The following is a 16,378-nucleotide window of genomic DNA, read 5'->3' on the forward strand; positions in this document are numbered from 1 at the left end:
GCCTTCAAAAAGCCTCAACCCAACCGGGCCAAACACTCTAGAAAACCAAACCGCTAAACTCAAGAACTTTCTGCCCCCGAAGCGGTGAACGGGGATATAGGACCACCAATCACCACCGTCAATCAAAAAATGAAAGTTTTTTGGGTCTCTTGTCCAAAAAAGGAAACACATCCGCAGTTTTCGGCCATTTCAGGCTGTTATTTTTTCTCCGCAAACTCACAGGCAGTGTTCTGGCCCTTCCTTGCGTCGTTATAATATAACAAAATATTTCCATTGCGATAACTGCTATAACCAAAATCAGAGCAGACCGCCCCTCCCCTCCCCCTTAATGTGAGACCAGATAGAGGGTGGCTCCTTTTTTCCTGTCATGAAGGACCATTCACCTCATTCACGATTCCAGCAGACAAGAGACGCACACCCCAATGCAACCGGCTCCCAAGGCAACCCTTCTCACGCGGCTTAATGACCAGATCGCCGTAAAGATGACTTTCCTTTTTGGAAGCATCTGGTGCGTTTATGCTTTCTTCGTGTTCTCGCTGATCCCGCTTGCGGCCCCGGCCTGGCAGAACACCCTTTTATATATCAGCAACTGCATCCAGCTGGTGGCGCTTCCGGCGCTGATGGTGGGCAATGCTGTGCTGAGCCAGGCATCGGACCAGCGCGCGGCGGAAGATCATCAGGCACTGGTCGAGATCCTCAATGACGTCCGGGCAGAGGTCGCGGCACTGCGGACGATGACCAGTGGCATCGCCCAGAAAACGAATGAGGCCAGCAAGCGTCCCTCATCCGAAATGATTTCCTTCGCCAACGAGGCCGTCATCAACCTGAACGATGAACCCGGCGAATCTGCCCCGCCTGCCCCGCGCGCGAAATAAACGGCGGCTATTGCAGGCCCGCCAGCATCGATAGTTCATCCAGCAACGCCACCCCGAACGCGCCCGTGCCCACGGTTCGTGCCCCGGCACGTTCGGCGGCGGCGGCATAGACGGCATGCGCGGCGCATGTTCCTTCCACCACCGTCTCGCTGACCGGAAGGAACGCGGCGACCAGCGCACCGAGTGCGCATCCCGCGCCGGTTACGCGGGTCAGGCGAACATCTCCTCCCTTCACCGCAAACAGGGAAGCTCCCGATACGATATAATCCGTCGCGCCACTGACCGCGACGACCGCCCCTGTCCGATGGGAAAGCGTCTGGATATGCGGGATGGCGTCGTGCGAGCCTTGCGTGCTTTCCACGCCCTTGCCCCTGGCATCCGCCCCCGCCAGGGCCATCAGTTCGCTGGCATTGCCCCGGATCACGCTGGGGCTGAAATCCAGAAGCTGCCTTACCAGACCATCATATTCCGCGCAGCCGGCCCCGAACGCCACGGGATCGAGCACCCACGGCACCCCGGAATCCCGCGCGCCACGCACTGTTTCCAGCAGGTCCTGTATCGAGGAGGCCATAAGGGCGGCCGTATTGACCCAGACAGCGGCGGCACCCCGCCCGAAAGTCGCCGGCCATCCCGGCGCGCTTCCGATGGCGGGCGCGGCCCCCACAGCCAGCAGGACATTGGCGCTGAGGGTGGCGGCCACGTAATTCGTCAGCCCATATACAAAGGGCGCGCGTTTGCGGATCGCAGCCAACCGCGTGCGCACGACCGGATCGTCCCATGACACCGTGATCATCGACATTCTGCTACTCCCTTGGGCTTCATGAGGATACATCCAGCCATGCAGCGTGGACATCTGCCAAAAAACTTCGTGAATTCATTGTCATATAACGTTGATTGATGCGGTGTGGACGGATCGGCACTTGCCTTTTGCCGATGCAGGCCCGACAAATAGGATACTCTCCAGTCTTCGGGGGTGCGAGGGGGCATGCCGCCCCCTGCCGCGTCACCATTCCCAATCCGTGTTTTTCAGGAACATATTGTGCGTCCAGTCCTTTTCCCCATGTCTGCCCTGATGTTCGCAGGCATTTTCACGATCCCGACCGCCCGGGCCGATGATGCGCTGGGGCAGCCCATGGCCAGACTGTGCTTTTCCGTGAAATCCATCGCGGTGGCCGGGGGCTATACCTGGGGCAAAGGGCAACTGCTGTATGGAACGCATTCCTATCCGGTCAGGATCCGGGGCGGCGGCGCGGTGGGGATCGGCTATTCCCATATTCGTGGGGATGGTTCCGTCTATAACCTGACACGTCTGGGGGATCTGAACGGGACCTACTGGGCGGTGAAGGCGGAAGCCACCATGGCGCGGGGCGGAAGCTGGGCGGTCATGGAAAACAACAACAACATCAATATCAAGATTTCCACCCATAACAGCGGCGCCCATCTGTCGGCCGCGGTCATGCGCCTGACCCTCAAGGTCGATCCGACCCGGGGGAAGACCCTGTCGGGAGAGGGGCTGTCCTGCCGGGCAATCCTTGCGCATCCGTAGGAAGGGACATCCCCTCCATCCGCCCATGGTGATAGGATGGGGGTTTCCATCCCCCTGACCAGAACAGGCCCCGTTCATGAGTATTTCGCCCGAGACACTGAATATCCGCAAGATCCGTGGGGGGCAGCCGTCCCCGGATGGCAAAAACGTCATCCTGGAGGTCGAGGATACGGATGGCACGATACGCCATCTGTCCTTTCCCCCCGGGCAACTGGTCAACTGCCTGCCCCTGTTTTCCAAGCTGGCCTCCGACTGTCAGGCCATTGGGGGTGGCCAGGCTAATCCGACCTATGAGATCACGCAGTGGGAACTTGCCACCGACCGGACGCGGCAGGAAGTTTTCCTGTCATTCAGCATCCCGCCGGGTGGAAGGCTGACCTTTCACCTGCCCCAGCCCGCCCCGCAGGGAATTCATGAAACGCTGGGGGAAATGCTCAGGGCACAGGCGAAGGTCACCACGGCCCACTAAGAGGTCCTTTGAAAAGACAGGTTCGGTAATACACTGAAATTATAGAAGTTTTTGGTGAAGCTTTTTGCAAAAAGCTTCGAAAGACGCCGCATTTTCGAAAAAAGGCGGCACCCAAAAACTTTTGTCATTTCATCAGGAGACTGTTTCCAAACACTCTTTCTGATGCTTCCGGAAGCGGCACTCCTGATATGCGGAGCATTTCGCCCCGGACGGATGCATCCCGACCATTACCGGACCAATGCCGCCGCGTCCTGCTGCATCAGGACATCGCGGTAAAGACCCGGCATGTTTTCCAGTTCCGACATGCTGCCGTCCTGAACGATGCGGCCATGATCCATGACCACGATCCTGTCAAAGCCATGCAGGGTGGACAGGCGATGGGCCACCGCGATCACGGTCCGCCCGGCCTTGAGACGGTCAAGAGCCTCCTGCACGTGCTTTTCGCTCTGGCTGTCCAGGGCGCTTGTCGCCTCGTCAAGGATCAGGATGGGGGCATTGCGCAGGAAGGCGCGCGCGATCGCGATCCGCTGCCGCTGTCCGCCCGACAGCATGACCCCACGTTCCCCCACGATGGTGTCGAACTGCTGCGGCATGGCCATGATGAAGTCATGGCACCCCGCGGCCGACGCAGCGGCGGCCACTTCGGCATCGGTCGCATTTTCGCAGCCATAGCGGATATTGTCGCGCACCGAACGTCGCAGCAATGCGACCTCCTGCGCGACCACGGCCATGCAGCCCCGCATGCTTTCCTCGTCAAGCTGGAGGATATCGATCCCGTCGATCAGGATCTGTCCTTCCTGCAGGAAACGCTGTCGCTGCAGCAACGCCAGCAACGTGCTTTTTCCCGATCCCGACTGCCCCACCAGCCCGACGCGCGTGCCCGCCGCGATTTCGAGGTTGAAATGCGACACGACAGGCCTGCCCCCGGGATAGGAGAAACATGCGTCGCGTATGCTGATGCGCCCATGACTGCGTGGCAGCAGGCTGCGTGACGGCAGGCGACTGGCGGTTTCGTGGGGCAGCAGGAGACGATCCAGAGTTTCCGACAGGCGGGAGACATGCTGCACCGCCTCCACCAGCGCAAAGGCAAGGTCGCGGGTGCAGTTCAGTATGACAAACCCCAGCGTGGTCACCATCACCACGTCGCCGATGGTGGCACGGTGCAGGCGCCACAGCATCACGACCCATATCAGCAGCCCCGCGGTCATGAGCATGGTCAGGCCGGCATGAAACATCCGCAGCTTTTCAAGATAACGCAGCGACCGCCGGTGCAGTCCCGTCTCATGCCGGATGCGCTGTCCCATGTACAGGCATTCACGCGCGGTCATGCCATAGGCCCGCACCAGCGGCATGTTGTTGACGATATCAAGCATTTCGCCATCATTTTCCGCAGCCTGCGTCGCGTACGCACGATGCAGGCTGCGTCCCTTCGTCCCCAGAAGGAATATCAGGCACCCCGCCCCCACCGTCATGCCGACAATGGACAATGCCATCCACGGGCTTACGGTCATCAGCATGCCAATCGACATGATGATGTTCAGACTGGACGGCAGCAGGGTCCATGCCGTCAGGTTTTCAATGCTGAAGACCGCATTCGCCGCCGTGGAAATCCGCGCGGACAGCGCGCCGGACATGCGTTGGGAAAAATAGGCCGCCGAATGGCCGGTCAGGTAACGGAACAGATCGCGGCGGATATCTCCCCCCACCTCCACGAACACGCCTGACGCCATCCATCCCGCAACCCGCCAGGCGCAACCATCAATCAGGATCACGACGCAGAACACGATGACCATGGCCCAGACCACCGACATGTCCGGCGCCGGGGATGCCGCCATGGCATTGACCAGCCGGCGGATGATGTAGGACGTGCTGACCCCGCAGCCCATCGCAAGGACGATGGTCCCCGCGATCAGGACATGCGCGCCCAGATGCCGCCTGACGTAACATGCGACAAACGACACGGGCCGCTGGCGCAGCCGCGCCATCAGGCCATCGGGAATGGTCACATCGGTTTCCTGCGTCATGTCCGCGATACCCTTACCTGCTGACGCCACCCGTTTCCTGAACCGTGGCGGTGGCAAGGTGGGTACTCAGCGCACTGCGCACACGCAGATCTCCGTCAGTGCTGGCCTGTGCGCGCGTGACGTAAAGCATTCCCTGGGGAAATGCCATGAGAACCTTCCTGTTGCGCAGGAAATCCATCCCCAGCAGGTTGTACTGCGCCTTTTCCACATTCACATCCAGAGACTGTCCCTTCCATTCCCCGATCTTCACGTTGTCAAAGTGATGGCGATGGCCAAGCAGGACGCGCCCGACCACGGTCCGCACACGCGGGTCGTCACGCAGGACGGCGTGCGTGATCCCGGCCGCGCGGGCATCCTTCTGCCGCACGACAGAGGCGTTGGAGCCGGGTTCCACCTCCATATGGAGCGGCACATTCCCGGCCGTGACCTCGATACCCGTCCGCACCCCGCGCTCGTTGGCCTGCAGCGGCAGGGATACCGCATCCGGCCCCAGCCATTGCGACATCGCGCGACAGCCCTGCGCCGTCTCCGAAGGGCGGAAGAGAACCATCTTCTTTCCCACGAAGTCGAGCAGCACATCGTAATTGCTGAGGATACTGTAGCCGACGATCGCCAGGACCGGCCTGTCGCCAATTTTCTCTATCGTGTCACCCACCACGCACGCGGGCACATTCTCGGCCACGCCCTGCGCAAGGTGGAACGACCTGACCACGGTGGAAAACGAGTAGCTCCGCCCCCCGATGGTCTGGATGGGAAATGTCTGTCCCTTGGGATAATCCATCGTGCCGAGGAAGACGCCCACCTCTTCCTGTGTGAAGCTGACATACGCCAGACCCGACACGCCATTGACTTCGACCGGTACCACGGGGCTGCCGCTGTGCGACATCAGGGGCACGGTCATGACATGCGCCACGCATCGCGCGGGCAGCACGCCATCAATCATGTCCTCGGCCAGGGCGGCCCCCAAGGCAGCCCCATGCCATCCCCACACGAAAAGACATGCCATCAGGGAACGGACCATCCAGCGGGAACGCCCGGCGCCAGGACATGGGAATGACGGGACATTGTGGCCCGGACAGGCAATGGGGCTGGGGTGCATGCTGCGTGACGGGGCTTTGCTGCGTTTGTGGACTGCCCGAGCCTAGCATGGAATACGCACGACGGCAGGCCATGAAATGACCCGCCGCCCCCACGCTATCGCATCTGCGCCTGTTCCATTATCGGGCGGGCATAGGCGCAGGCCTTCGTATCGCCAGACATATGCACATCCGCGCGTGACGGCTGTCCCGCGTGATCCGGCACGAACATCACGATCGAAACCGGAGAGGCAGGCGTGGCATAGGCATTGCTGATGCCCCCGGAAAAAAAGAATCCCAGCGTGCTGATCGCCATGCATTTCATATCGTGATACCCCTTGTCTGGAATGAAGGTATCCCCACACAACGCCGTATCATGGAAATCGTTCAGCCCTGCCGGCAAAAATCCGGATCCGGACGGCTTTATCCCCGCTTGCTGAACATGCCCCTGATGGCGTCGGATATCTTCATGCGCAGCGCAAGCAGCCGGACCTGCAGGCTCCATCCCCGCGCCTGATGGCTGAACGGGCCACGCCCGCCCCGAACCCGCAGGGAGGGTTGGAACAGGGTCGGTTCGCACAAATCGACCGCGCGGTCATCGCGCGTCAGCTGGCGTTCCATTCCCAGCTGGCTGACGCACCAGCCGATAACGCCGGGCATGAAGCGGGTGGCCAGCGAAAACAGTTCCGTGGTGCCCGTGATGAAAAGCTCGGAATGGTTGCTGCGCGCCGCCAGCCATATCCCCTCCGCAGCGACCTCGGGCTGGTAAATCGGCTTGGCGGGGCGTGCGGGCCAACCCATATGGCTGAGCGCGTGGCTGAAAAAGGGCGTGTTCATGGCGGCAGGGAAGACGGAACAGATCCGCACCGGGCTTTTTTCCAGGCGCAGTTCCCCACGGATCGCCTGCGTAAAGGCGCGGACCGCCCCTTTTGCCCCGGCATAGGACGATAGCAGCGGCACCCCGTGGAACGCGATGGCGGAACAGACATTGACGATGGAGCCATGCCCCTGCCGACGCATGTGTTCCAGGGCGATGCGCGTTCCGTTGACAGTGCCATGATAGGTCACATCCGTCACACGCTGGAACTCGTCTTCACGCACGTCGCTGAAACGGCCATAGATCCCGGTCCCGGCGCAGTTGATCCAGACATCGACCGGTCCCAGCGCCGCGATGATGGCGTCGGTCGCGGCCTCCAGCGCGGCGGTATCCGTGACATCGGCCTCCGCAATGGCGGCGATGCCCCCATGCTCGCGCACGTCCTGCGCCGTTGCCTCCATCGCGGCCTGTCCCCGGGCGATGATGCCGACCTTCCACTGGTGGGAGGCGAACATCCGGGCAGTGCATCGACCGATCCCCGAGGATCCACCCGTGATGATGACAACTTTTTCTCTAGAATCGTGCAATTTACCAACCTTGACGCGTTTTACAGACGGGACGTGAAAAAATTGTCCCATGGGAGATAGTCATATCTTCGGGGCATTCACAACCTGATGATCCCCGAAACAGAAAGGGGCAGACCAAGTCTGCCCCGCGTTCATCATTCATATGGAAACAGGGTGGAAATTATGGCCGTTCAGCCCGTCGGGGGCCGCGCCACCATCCGGGCGGTCACATCGGGCCTGCCGCCAGTGACCACGCCGACAGGGCGTCCCTGATTTGAAAGGGTCGCCGTGAAATCGAAATGCTCCAGGTCCCCTTCGATTTCCACATGGTCGAATTCCCCCTGATACCCGGCATATTCCAGCTTTTTTCCAAACTGCTGGGTCCAGAACCACGGGATTTCGGCAAATTCGTCTTCCATGCCGACAATCGCACGCGCCGCCACGCGTCCCTGCACCTGCGCGGTGCGCCAGTGTTCGATACGCATGCGGCGGCCTTCATGAACGAAACGGGCGGCATCCCCCACGACATGAATGCCGGGCAGGACGCGCATCCGCCCGTCCACATCGACGCCGCCATCCCCGGCCAGCAGGGATCGCGGCAGGAAATCCGTCGCGGGACGCACCCCGATGCCCGCGACCACCGTATCGGCGGCAAGACTTTCCCCATTATCAAGGATGACGCCACTGACATGATCGCCGCCCACTATTTTCGCAACGCGCCGTCCCCCGCGATAGACAACGCCGTTTGCTTCATGCAGGGCACGCAGGCGACCGCCGATTTCCACGCCCAGCACATTTTCAAACGGTATGGCGGGATCGGCCACGATGGTGACGTCCGCGCCATGCTGTCGCAGGGCCGCCGCCCCCTCCATCGCGATGAAGCTTCCGCCACAGATCACCACACGCCAGTCCCTGCGCGCCTGTCCGGATGACAGGATCGCCTGTGCATCGCGGGAAGTGCGCAGCGTGAAGACGCCTTTCAGGTCATGGCCCGGAACATCCAGCATCCGTGGCGTGCTGCCGGGCGCCAGGACAACATGATCGGCCGACAGGCTTTCACCATCCGCCAGTCCCAGCGTGCGCGTCTGCGGGTCCAGCGCCACGACGCGGCCCACGCGGCAGGCGACATCGTGCGTTTCATAAAAATTTTCCGGGCGCAAAGGCGGCGGGGCATTGCCTTCGGCCTTGCCCGCCAGCACGTTCTTGCTCAACGCCGTCCTGTCATAGGGGGCGCAGTCTTCCTGACCGATCAGGGTGATCCGTCCCGCGAAACCTGCCTCGCGCAGGAAAACGGCCGTCGCCGTTCCCCCGGCACCTGCCCCGACAATAATGACGGACCGGTCCTCTGCCACCCTTGGCGAAGAGGGTGACGGCTCCACATGGGGCGCGACCTCCACCCTTCCCTGCCGCACCCGCGCGGGGTAACGCGGCAGCGGATCCAGCGCGAGCGGTTCCAGAAGACGCCCGTCACGCACCGAAAACTCCGCCTTGTGCCAGGGGCAGACGATGCGCCCCTCACACACGATCCCCTTATCCAGGGGCGCGCCCTTGTGCGGGCAGGTGGCGGCAAAAGCCCTGACCTCGCCCTCATGCGAAACAAGGACCATCGGTGTCCCCGCGACCTCCACCCTGACGGGACGCATGCCGCGCACTTCCGATACCGCAATGACATCGAACCATGTTGTTTCAGTATCGGAAATATCATGCATGGAATTTCTCCTGTCAGGATCATGATCTTGCATGACGCGTCACGTCACGGGGGGATGTTTTCCTAACGTCATGACGCTTTGCGTGGTTGCGCGCCTGTTCCGGGCCCCATCCTTGCGGTCCCGTCCCGTCAGGTCGCGGCGATGTCCGCGCGGCTGTCGGCAACCGCCGAGCGCCAGAGCGAAAATGCCACCGCAATGACCGCCGGCCCGATAAACAGTCCCAGCAGGCCACAGGCATGCAGCCCCCCAAGGATCGCGGTCAGGACGGCAAGAAACGGGATTTTCGTGTTCCCGCTGATCAGCTTGGGCCGCACGAAATGATCGCCGAAAAAATACGCCATCGCCCCGACAAGCCCGACAATCAGGGCCGGCGTGCCGCCACTGGCGGCAAAGGTGGTCGCCAGCGCGGCGGCCAGGACGACAGGACCGCAGAACGGCACGATGCTGACGATCGCGGTCAGCAGCATGAACAGGGCGGGATGCGGCGTGCCAGCCAGGAAATAGCCGATCCCGATGATGACGCCCTCCCCCATTCCGACCAGCACAAGCCCCGCGACCGTTCCACGCACCGATCCCACGATATTGTCGATGGCGTCGGTCGCGCGACGGCCAAGGAATTTCTTGCCCACCGCGCGGATGTCGCCAATCAGGCTTTCGGCGGAGACCAGAAAGAAATAGACCGACAGCACCGCGATCATGAAGGTTTCGACGATTTCCATCAGGTGATGCGTGACGGATTTGCCATCACTGCTGGCGAAGGTATGGGTCATTGATCCCAGCCAGCTTCGCAGTTCATCGGGATCCGACAGGTATTTCTGCCACAGGGGCACGATCCTGCCACCCGCCGGCAGGTCCTTCACCTGCTCGGGGACGGCAATTCCCGTCTGCGACGCGGATTTCGCCCAGCCGTAAAGCGATGGCAGGTCATCCACCGCCTTGGTCACCATGACCACCATCGGCACCGCAAGCAGCGCGAAGATCCCCACGCTGATGATCAGCGAGGCCACCATGTTGCCGCACCCGCGGGCGCGCAGGGCCAGGTACAGGGGAAAGGCGGTGATGGACAGGATGATGCCCCATACGAACGCGCCCAGAAAGGACTGTTCGATATACAGCGACGAAATGATGACCAGGCATACGAATATGCCGGTGGCGACATACTGGACCCGGGACGTATTTCCCATGAATGACGGCTTCCTGATGTTCTGGCGAGGATGGCGATATCCACACATACAATCACCATATCCCCGGAACATACAGAAAACCCTTAACGGCGAAACTTTTCCCCGCGTCCTATGCCTCCAGATCCCCCCGCCCGACCGAAAGATAGGTAAAGCCCGCCGCGACCGCCTGTTCCGGCACGTAGATATTGCGCAGGTCCACCAGTATCGACCTGCGCATCAGGCCATGCATCTTTTTCAGGTCCAGCGCGCGCAGGGATTCCCATTCCGTGACGATCGCCACCGCGTCGGCCCCCGCCACGGCCTGGTACGGATCGCGGAAATACGTCACGTCCCCAAGGACCTCGCGCGCCTGCTCCATTCCCGCAGGATCAAAGGCATGGACGCGCGCGCCCGCGTCATGCAGCGTCTGGATGATGGCAATCGAAGGGGCCTCGCGCATGTCGTCGGTACGCGGCTTGAAGGTCAGGCCCAGCACGGCAATGACGCGGTCGCGTATGTCACCGCCGCACGCGGCGATGATCCGGCGTCCCATCCTGCGCTTGCGCCGTTCGTTGACGTCGGCCACGGCCTCCACGATACGGCTGGGGACATCGAAATCCTGCCCGGTCTTGATCAGCGCGCGCACATCCTTGGGAAAGCACGACCCGCCAAAGCCGGGACCCGCATGGAGGAATTTCGGCCCGATCCGTTTGTCCAGCCCCATGCCCCGGGCCACATCCTGCACATTGGCGCCGGTTTTTTCGCAGATATCGGCCATTTCGTTGATGAAGGTGATCTTCGTCGCAAGAAACGCGTTGGCCGCGTATTTCGTCAGCTCCGACGACCGGCGGTCGGTAAACAGCATTGGTGCCTGATTGAGGAACAGGGGGCGATAGACCGCCGCCATCACCGCGCGCGCGCGATCGTCCTCCACCCCGACCACGATACGGTCGGGGATCTTGAAATCCCCGATCGCGGCCCCTTCACGCAGAAACTCCGGGTTGGAGGCAACTGAAAACTCGATTTCAGGGCGCAGCGAACGGACGATGCGCTCGACCTCGTCACTGGTGCCGACCGGCACCGTCGATTTCGTGACGATGACGGCGTATCCCTTCAGGTGCGCCGCGATCTCGCGCGTTACATCATAAACGAATGTCAGGTCGGCATGCCCGTCCTCCGGTCGGGAGGGGGTGCCAACGGCGATGAAGATGACTTCCGCGTCCCTGATGCCGGTCGCCAGGTCCTGTTCGAAAAACAGCCGCCCCGCCGACACGTTGGCAGCCGTCAGTTCGGCAAGGCCGGGTTCATAGATCGGCATGCGCCCGGCCCTGAGGTTCTCGATCCGGCGCGGGTCCCTGTCGATGCAACAGACCTCATGGCCAAAATCAGCAAGGCACGCACCTGACACAAGACCTACGTAACCCGCTCCGATAACGGCGATCTTCATCCGCTGCCCGCTCCTTTTCGGTCACATTGTCCCGTTTAAACAGCACGCGTCCGCCCATCCTGACAAGTGGTTCCGGCGATGGGGGATTTTCGCGCCCCGCATGCCTGAACGCCGCCCGCACCCCATGCGTTAGCGGACGTATGGCCCACGGGATCCCCCCTCGGATCGCGTCCGGGCCAGCATTCACGGGGAAAGTCGCGCGGTCATGGCCCATGTGCTGAATCTTCTGGGGAACATGCTGTTCGGTCTTGTCGGACTGGTGATCGCCGGGATCGTGCTGATCGAAAGCTTCATGGCTGCCATGATGGATTCCGTCGGCCTGCATGGTCAGGTCCAGCGCGTCGTGCTGATCATCATGCTCGTCCTGCTGGTGATCGGGGCCTTTCGCGCGTTTGGCCGGGCGTTCGGCCTGCTGGCGGCCCTGTTCCTCATCCTTGTCCTGCTTCAGGCACTGTTCGGAAGGCAGGCCGACGGCGGGATGGAGACGGCATGGCAGCCCCGTCAGGCTGAGGCATCGAGCGCGGCCTGGAGGATGTAGGCGGCCGCCATCTTGTCCACCACCTGTTCACGCCGGCGCCGCGTCATGTCCACATCCTGGATCAGGATACGGTTGACCGCCGAGGACGACAGCCGTTCGTCCCAGAGTGCCGCAGGCAGGCCGAGCTGATGTGACAGGTTCATCAGCCAGTCGCGCGCGGCCTGCGCCGCCGGGCCAAAACTGCCATCAAGCGAAAGCGGCAGCCCCCCCACCAGCCCGCCCACGTCATGCCGCCGGGCCAGTTCCCCGATTTCCGCCGCGACAAGGGACAGCTTGCGCCTGCGTACCGTGGTGCATGGCGAGGCCAGCATGAGCGAGACATCGGACAGCGCGATTCCGATCGTCTTCTGGCCGGGATCGATTCCCATCAGACGCTGTCCGGGCCGCAGGGCAGAACGCAGTTCGGGTATGTTGAACAGGGGCATCGTCTGGGGCTATTGTCCTTCGCATTCCTGCGCGCAGGATATTCTGACACTGTCACGATGGAAAGTTATTGCTTCATGTCGCTTGATCCCGCGACCGTCCGCCGTATAGCCCGGCTGGCACGGATTGGTATTGACGAATCCGACCTGCAGTCCCTGCAAGGGGAGATGAACGGCATCCTTGGGTGGATCGAACAGCTGCACGAGGTGAACGTCGATGGCGTCGCCCCGATGGTTGGCACCGAACACGCGATCCTGCGTATGCGTGACGATATCGTGACCGACGGGAATATCCGTGATGCCGTCCTGTCCAACGCCACCGATACGGTTGGCCCCTATTATACCGTGCCGAAGGTGGTTGAATAATGCTGACCGAACTGACAATCGCCGCGGCGCGGGACGGATTGCGACGCCGTGACTTCTCGGCCGTCGAACTGGTGAAGGCGCATGTCGATGCGATCGACCGGCTGAACGGGCGGCTCAACGCCTTCATTACCGTAACGTCCGAAAACGCGCTGAAGGCGGCGGAACGCGCCGACGAACTGCTGGGCCATGGCGATGCGCCGGACCTTGCGGGGATCCCGCTGGGGATCAAGGACCTGTTCTGTACCAATGGTGTGCGCACAACCGCGGCCAGCCGGATGCTGGAAAATTTCATCCCCCCTTATGAAAGCACCGTGACGGCCAACCTGCTGCGCGATGGCGCGGTGTTTGTCGGCAAGACGAACCTTGACGAATTCGCCATGGGGTCGGCCAACATCACCTCAGCCTTCGGCAATGTCGAAAACCCGTGGAAGCGTGAGGGCGACCCGCAGACGGCGCTGGTCCCCGGCGGGTCGTCGGGCGGGTCTGCCGCCGCCGTCGCCGCGGGGCTGGCGATGGGGGCCACCGGCACCGATACGGGTGGTTCCATCCGCCAGCCCGCCGCCTATTGCGGGATCGTGGGACTGAAGCCGACCTATGGACGATGCAGCCGGTGGGGCACCATCGCCTTCGCCAGTTCGCTTGACCAGGCCGGGCCGATGGCCCGCACGGTGGAAGACTGCGCCATCATGCTGCAGTCCATGGCCGGTTTCGACCCCAAGGACAGCACCAGCGTCGATCACCCCGTCGATGACTATCGCGCCGCGTGTTCCGGCAGCCTGAAGGGCATGCGCGTCGGCATTCCGCGCGAATACCGCGTCGACGGCATGCCCGCCGAAATCGAGGCGTCATGGAAACAGGGCGTCGAATGGCTCCGTGACGCGGGCTGCGAAATCGTCGATGTCTCGCTGCCGCATACGAAATACGGGCTGGCGACCTATTACATCGTGGCGCCTGCCGAATGTTCGTCCAACCTTGCGCGTTATGACGGCGTGCGTTTCGGCCGCCGGGTCGAGGCGCCGACCCTCGACGAAATGTATGAAAAAACCCGGCGCGAAGGGTTCGGCGCGGAAGTGCGCCGCCGCATCATGATCGGCACCTATGTCCTGTCGGCGGGATATTACGATGCCTATTACCTCAAGGCGCAGAAGGTACGCTCACTGATCCGTCGTGATTTTACGGAAGCTTTTGAAAAAGTTGACGTGATGCTGACCCCGACTGCCCCCTCCCCTGCCTTTGCGCAGGGGGAAAAGACGGATGATCCGGTCCAGATGTACCTTAATGACGTATTCACCGTTCCCGCCAGCATGGCCGGAATGCCTGCCATGTCGCTACCGGCGGGGCTGAGCGAACGCGGGCTGCCGCTGGGCCTGCAGCTGATCGGCCGTCCCTTTGACGAAAAAAGCCTGCTGGCGGCGGGGCACGCGCTGGAACGCGCGGCGGCATTCACGCACCGGCCCGCCATCCGTGCGGAGGGCGTGTGATGTCCTACCTGATCGAAGGCAAGACCGGAACGTGGGAGATTGTCGTCGGGCTGGAAGTCCACGCGCAGGTCATCAGCCAGTCCAAGCTGTTTTCGGGCGCCTCCGCCACCTATGGCGGCGAGGCCAATACCCATGTCAGCCTTGTGGATGCGGGTTTTCCCGGCATGCTGCCGGTCATCAACCGCGAATGCGTGGCACAGGCCGTGCGCACCGGGCTGGGCCTGAAGGCGCGCATCAACCTGCAGAGCCGCTTCGACCGCAAGAACTATTTCTATGCCGACCTGCCCACCGGCTACCAGATCAGCCAGTTCACGCATCCCATCGTCGGCGAAGGGACCGTGGAGATCGAACTGTCTGACGGGACGGTGCGCCATATCGGCATCACGCGGCTGCATCTGGAACAGGATGCGGGCAAGTCGATGCATGACCAGGACCCCAGCCGGTCCTTTATCGACCTGAACCGCGCGGGCGTGGCCCTGATGGAAATCGTCAGCGAGCCGGACATCCGTTCCCCCGAGGAGGCCGGCGCCTACCTGCGCAAGCTGCGCATGATCCTGCGTTACCTGGGTACCTGCGATGGCAACATGGAGGAAGGCTCCATGCGCGCGGACGTCAATGTTTCGGTCCGCAAGAAGGACGAGCCTTTCCGCACGCGGTGCGAAATCAAGAACGTCAATTCCATCCGCTACGTCATGCATGCGATCGAGGCCGAAGCCGCGCGGCAGGTGGAAATCTGGGAATCAGGGGGTTCCGTCGATCAGGAAACGCGCCTGTTCGATCCCTCCCGCAACGAGACGCGGTCCCTGCGCAGCAAGGAAGACGCCCACGATTACCGCTATTTCCCCGACCCGGACCTGCTGCCGCTGGTGATCGAGGAAGAATGGGTGCGCAATCTGGAAAAGTCCCTGCCGGAACTGCCGGATGACAAGCGCGACCGCTTCGAAAAGGAGTACGGCATCCCCCATTACGACGCCGGCGTGCTGGTGGCGGAACAGGCGATCGCCGATTATTACGAAACCGTCGCGCATGGCCGCGATGGCCGGCTGGCAGCCAACTGGGTTACGGGCGACCTGTTCGCGGCCCTGAACCGGAGTGGACGCGACATCCAGGACAGCCCCATTTCAGCCGAGGCGCTGGGGGGAATGCTGGACCTTGTCTCTGACGGCACGATCAATGGCAAGATTGCCAAGGAAGTGTTCGAGGACATGCTGGAAACCGGCGACAGCGCCGCTGACATCGTCGAACGCAAGGGCCTGAAACAGGTCACGGACACCGGCGCCATCGACAAGGCGGTGGCGGACATCATGGCCCGCCATGCCGATAAGGTTGAGGAATACCGGGGCGGCAAGGACCGTCTGTTCGGATTTTTCGTGGGTCAGGTCATGAAGGCAATGGCCGGCAAGGCCAATCCGGCCCTGGTCAACGAGGCGCTGAAAAAGGTTTTGTAAAAACTGAATAATTTTTTCATCTGAGCATTTGACGGCGCTGCGGGAACACGCTACAAACAGCGCTGCAAACGCCGTGTAGAAATATACGCTTTTCCCCGGCGGAGGGGTGGCCGAGAGGCTGAAGGCGGCGGTTTGCTAAATCGCTGAACGGGGTAACTCGTTCCGTGGGTTCGAATCCCATCCCCTCCGCCAATTTTTCCCCGACATACCTTGACAACGGTTGGCCATCCTCCCGGATTTTTGCCGTTTTATCGCTTTTCGCTCTGACATGCATTGGCATGAAAAGATGCTGAGTGACGAATATATTGGGGCGTCTCTGTGTGCATGAAGTTACGTATGCATGCTGCATAGATGCCGCCATCCACGCGCGCGATGAAATTACAGATGATTATGCCGGAGCAGGCAGAGACTGCGGTTATCTGAACCCAAAA

At 61.7% G+C, this 16,378-nt stretch carries 16 protein-coding genes and 1 tRNA gene; 8 read left to right on the forward strand and 9 right to left on the reverse strand.

Annotated features, from left to right (window positions below; all coding sequences use genetic code 11):
• The first annotated feature begins 422 nt into the window (after positions 1 to 422).
• Complete coding sequence (locus CFR71_RS12115; protein ID WP_110531479.1) at positions 423 to 875, forward strand: hypothetical protein; 453 nt, start codon at positions 423 to 425, stop codon at positions 873 to 875.
• Between the two features lie 7 nt (positions 876 to 882).
• Here CFR71_RS12115 and thiM read toward each other — a convergent pair whose 3' ends face one another.
• A complete protein-coding gene (gene thiM / locus CFR71_RS12120) occupies positions 883 to 1,674 on the reverse strand; it encodes a hydroxyethylthiazole kinase (RefSeq protein WP_239020397.1) in 792 nt (263 codons plus the stop codon).
• Positions 1,675 to 1,914: 240 nt separating this feature from the next.
• Here thiM and CFR71_RS12125 point away from each other — a divergent pair, with 240 nt between their 5' ends.
• Positions 1,915 to 2,421 (forward strand): hypothetical protein, encoded by a 507-nt coding sequence (locus CFR71_RS12125; protein ID WP_239019320.1) that lies wholly within the window; start codon positions 1,915 to 1,917, stop codon positions 2,419 to 2,421.
• Positions 2,422 to 2,497: 76 nt separating this feature from the next.
• The gene (locus CFR71_RS12130) at positions 2,498 to 2,890 is read left to right on the forward strand and encodes a hypothetical protein (RefSeq protein WP_110531482.1); all 393 of its coding nucleotides are present in this window, start codon (positions 2,498 to 2,500) and stop codon (positions 2,888 to 2,890) included.
• Positions 2,891 to 3,117: 227 nt separating this feature from the next.
• Here the strand turns inward: CFR71_RS12130 and CFR71_RS12140 are convergent, their stop codons facing one another.
• From CFR71_RS12140 to CFR71_RS12170, 7 genes are all read right to left on the reverse strand, one after another.
• Positions 3,118 to 4,914, reverse strand: coding sequence for an ABC transporter ATP-binding protein (locus CFR71_RS12140; RefSeq protein WP_110531485.1), 1,797 nt, complete (start codon positions 4,912 to 4,914; stop codon positions 3,118 to 3,120).
• Positions 4,915 to 4,927: 13 nt separating this feature from the next.
• Positions 4,928 to 5,920 carry a retropepsin-like aspartic protease gene (locus CFR71_RS12145; RefSeq protein WP_239020398.1) on the reverse strand — a complete coding sequence of 331 codons (993 nt, stop codon included), beginning with the start codon at positions 5,918 to 5,920 and terminating at the stop codon, positions 4,928 to 4,930.
• A gap of 188 nt (positions 5,921 to 6,108) precedes the next feature.
• Positions 6,109 to 6,306 carry a hypothetical protein gene (locus CFR71_RS12150; RefSeq protein WP_113596484.1) on the reverse strand — a complete coding sequence of 66 codons (198 nt, stop codon included), beginning with the start codon at positions 6,304 to 6,306 and terminating at the stop codon, positions 6,109 to 6,111.
• Between the two features lie 107 nt (positions 6,307 to 6,413).
• The gene (locus CFR71_RS12155; protein ID WP_165832104.1) at positions 6,414 to 7,394 is read right to left on the reverse strand and encodes an SDR family oxidoreductase; all 981 of its coding nucleotides are present in this window, start codon (positions 7,392 to 7,394) and stop codon (positions 6,414 to 6,416) included.
• A gap of 170 nt (positions 7,395 to 7,564) precedes the next feature.
• A complete protein-coding gene (locus CFR71_RS12160; protein ID WP_239020399.1) occupies positions 7,565 to 9,082 on the reverse strand; it encodes an FAD-dependent oxidoreductase in 1,518 nt (505 codons plus the stop codon).
• Between the two features lie 128 nt (positions 9,083 to 9,210).
• Positions 9,211 to 10,266, reverse strand: coding sequence for an AI-2E family transporter (locus CFR71_RS12165; protein ID WP_110531495.1), 1,056 nt, complete (start codon positions 10,264 to 10,266; stop codon positions 9,211 to 9,213).
• Between the two features lie 109 nt (positions 10,267 to 10,375).
• Entirely contained in the window at positions 10,376 to 11,692 is a 1,317-nt protein-coding gene (locus CFR71_RS12170) for a UDP-glucose dehydrogenase family protein (protein ID WP_110531499.1), read from the reverse strand.
• Between the two features lie 205 nt (positions 11,693 to 11,897).
• On the opposite strand from CFR71_RS12170, the gene CFR71_RS12175 reads away from it, so the two are divergent.
• A complete protein-coding gene (locus tag CFR71_RS12175) occupies positions 11,898 to 12,230 on the forward strand; it encodes a hypothetical protein (RefSeq protein WP_110531501.1) in 333 nt (110 codons plus the stop codon).
• On the opposite strand, the gene ruvX is transcribed toward CFR71_RS12175, so the two are convergent.
• The gene (gene ruvX, locus CFR71_RS12180) at positions 12,194 to 12,655 is read right to left on the reverse strand and encodes a Holliday junction resolvase RuvX (protein WP_110531504.1); all 462 of its coding nucleotides are present in this window, start codon (positions 12,653 to 12,655) and stop codon (positions 12,194 to 12,196) included. The genes CFR71_RS12175 and ruvX overlap by 37 nt on opposite strands.
• A 75-nt stretch (positions 12,656 to 12,730) precedes the next feature.
• On the opposite strand from ruvX, the gene gatC reads away from it, so the two are divergent.
• From gatC to CFR71_RS12200, 4 genes are all read left to right on the forward strand, one after another.
• Positions 12,731 to 13,018 carry an Asp-tRNA(Asn)/Glu-tRNA(Gln) amidotransferase subunit GatC gene (gene gatC / locus CFR71_RS12185; protein WP_110531537.1) on the forward strand — a complete coding sequence of 96 codons (288 nt, stop codon included), beginning with the start codon at positions 12,731 to 12,733 and terminating at the stop codon, positions 13,016 to 13,018.
• The gene (gatA, locus tag CFR71_RS12190) at positions 13,018 to 14,499 is read left to right on the forward strand and encodes an Asp-tRNA(Asn)/Glu-tRNA(Gln) amidotransferase subunit GatA (RefSeq protein WP_110531506.1); all 1,482 of its coding nucleotides are present in this window, start codon (positions 13,018 to 13,020) and stop codon (positions 14,497 to 14,499) included. Before gatC ends, gatA begins: the two co-directional genes overlap by 1 nt.
• Positions 14,499 to 15,947 carry an Asp-tRNA(Asn)/Glu-tRNA(Gln) amidotransferase subunit GatB gene (gene gatB, locus CFR71_RS12195; RefSeq protein WP_110531508.1) on the forward strand — a complete coding sequence of 483 codons (1,449 nt, stop codon included), beginning with the start codon at positions 14,499 to 14,501 and terminating at the stop codon, positions 15,945 to 15,947. Before gatA ends, gatB begins: the two co-directional genes overlap by 1 nt.
• A gap of 100 nt (positions 15,948 to 16,047) precedes the next feature.
• A tRNA-Ser gene (locus CFR71_RS12200) sits at positions 16,048 to 16,139 on the forward strand.
• Positions 16,140 to 16,378 lie beyond the last annotated feature (239 nt).

This window comes from Novacetimonas pomaceti, assembly GCF_003207955.1.
GTDB classification, from domain to species: domain Bacteria; phylum Pseudomonadota; class Alphaproteobacteria; order Acetobacterales; family Acetobacteraceae; genus Novacetimonas; species Novacetimonas pomaceti.

Coding starts and splice junctions, on each gene's coding strand:
- CFR71_RS12165 (WP_110531495.1), bottom strand. CDS start 10,266: ATGGGAAATACGTCCCGGGTCCAGTATGTCGCCACCGGCATATTCGTA.
- gatA (WP_110531506.1), top strand. CDS start 13,018: ATGCTGACCGAACTGACAATCGCCGCGGCGCGGGACGGATTGCGACGC.
- CFR71_RS12130 (WP_110531482.1), top strand. CDS start 2,498: ATGAGTATTTCGCCCGAGACACTGAATATCCGCAAGATCCGTGGGGGG.
- CFR71_RS12170 (WP_110531499.1), bottom strand. CDS start 11,692: ATGAAGATCGCCGTTATCGGAGCGGGTTACGTAGGTCTTGTGTCAGGT.
- gatC (WP_110531537.1), top strand. CDS start 12,731: ATGTCGCTTGATCCCGCGACCGTCCGCCGTATAGCCCGGCTGGCACGG.
- CFR71_RS12175 (WP_110531501.1), top strand. CDS start 11,898: ATGGCCCATGTGCTGAATCTTCTGGGGAACATGCTGTTCGGTCTTGTC.
- gatB (WP_110531508.1), top strand. CDS start 14,499: ATGTCCTACCTGATCGAAGGCAAGACCGGAACGTGGGAGATTGTCGTC.
- CFR71_RS12160 (WP_239020399.1), bottom strand. CDS start 9,082: ATGCATGATATTTCCGATACTGAAACAACATGGTTCGATGTCATTGCG.
- ruvX (WP_110531504.1), bottom strand. CDS start 12,655: ATGCCCCTGTTCAACATACCCGAACTGCGTTCTGCCCTGCGGCCCGGA.
- CFR71_RS12115 (WP_110531479.1), top strand. CDS start 423: ATGCAACCGGCTCCCAAGGCAACCCTTCTCACGCGGCTTAATGACCAG.
- thiM (WP_239020397.1), bottom strand. CDS start 1,674: ATGTCGATGATCACGGTGTCATGGGACGATCCGGTCGTGCGCACGCGG.
- CFR71_RS12150 (WP_113596484.1), bottom strand. CDS start 6,306: ATGGCGATCAGCACGCTGGGATTCTTTTTTTCCGGGGGCATCAGCAAT.
- CFR71_RS12145 (WP_239020398.1), bottom strand. CDS start 5,920: ATGGCATGTCTTTTCGTGTGGGGATGGCATGGGGCTGCCTTGGGGGCC.
- CFR71_RS12140 (WP_110531485.1), bottom strand. CDS start 4,914: ATGACGCAGGAAACCGATGTGACCATTCCCGATGGCCTGATGGCGCGG.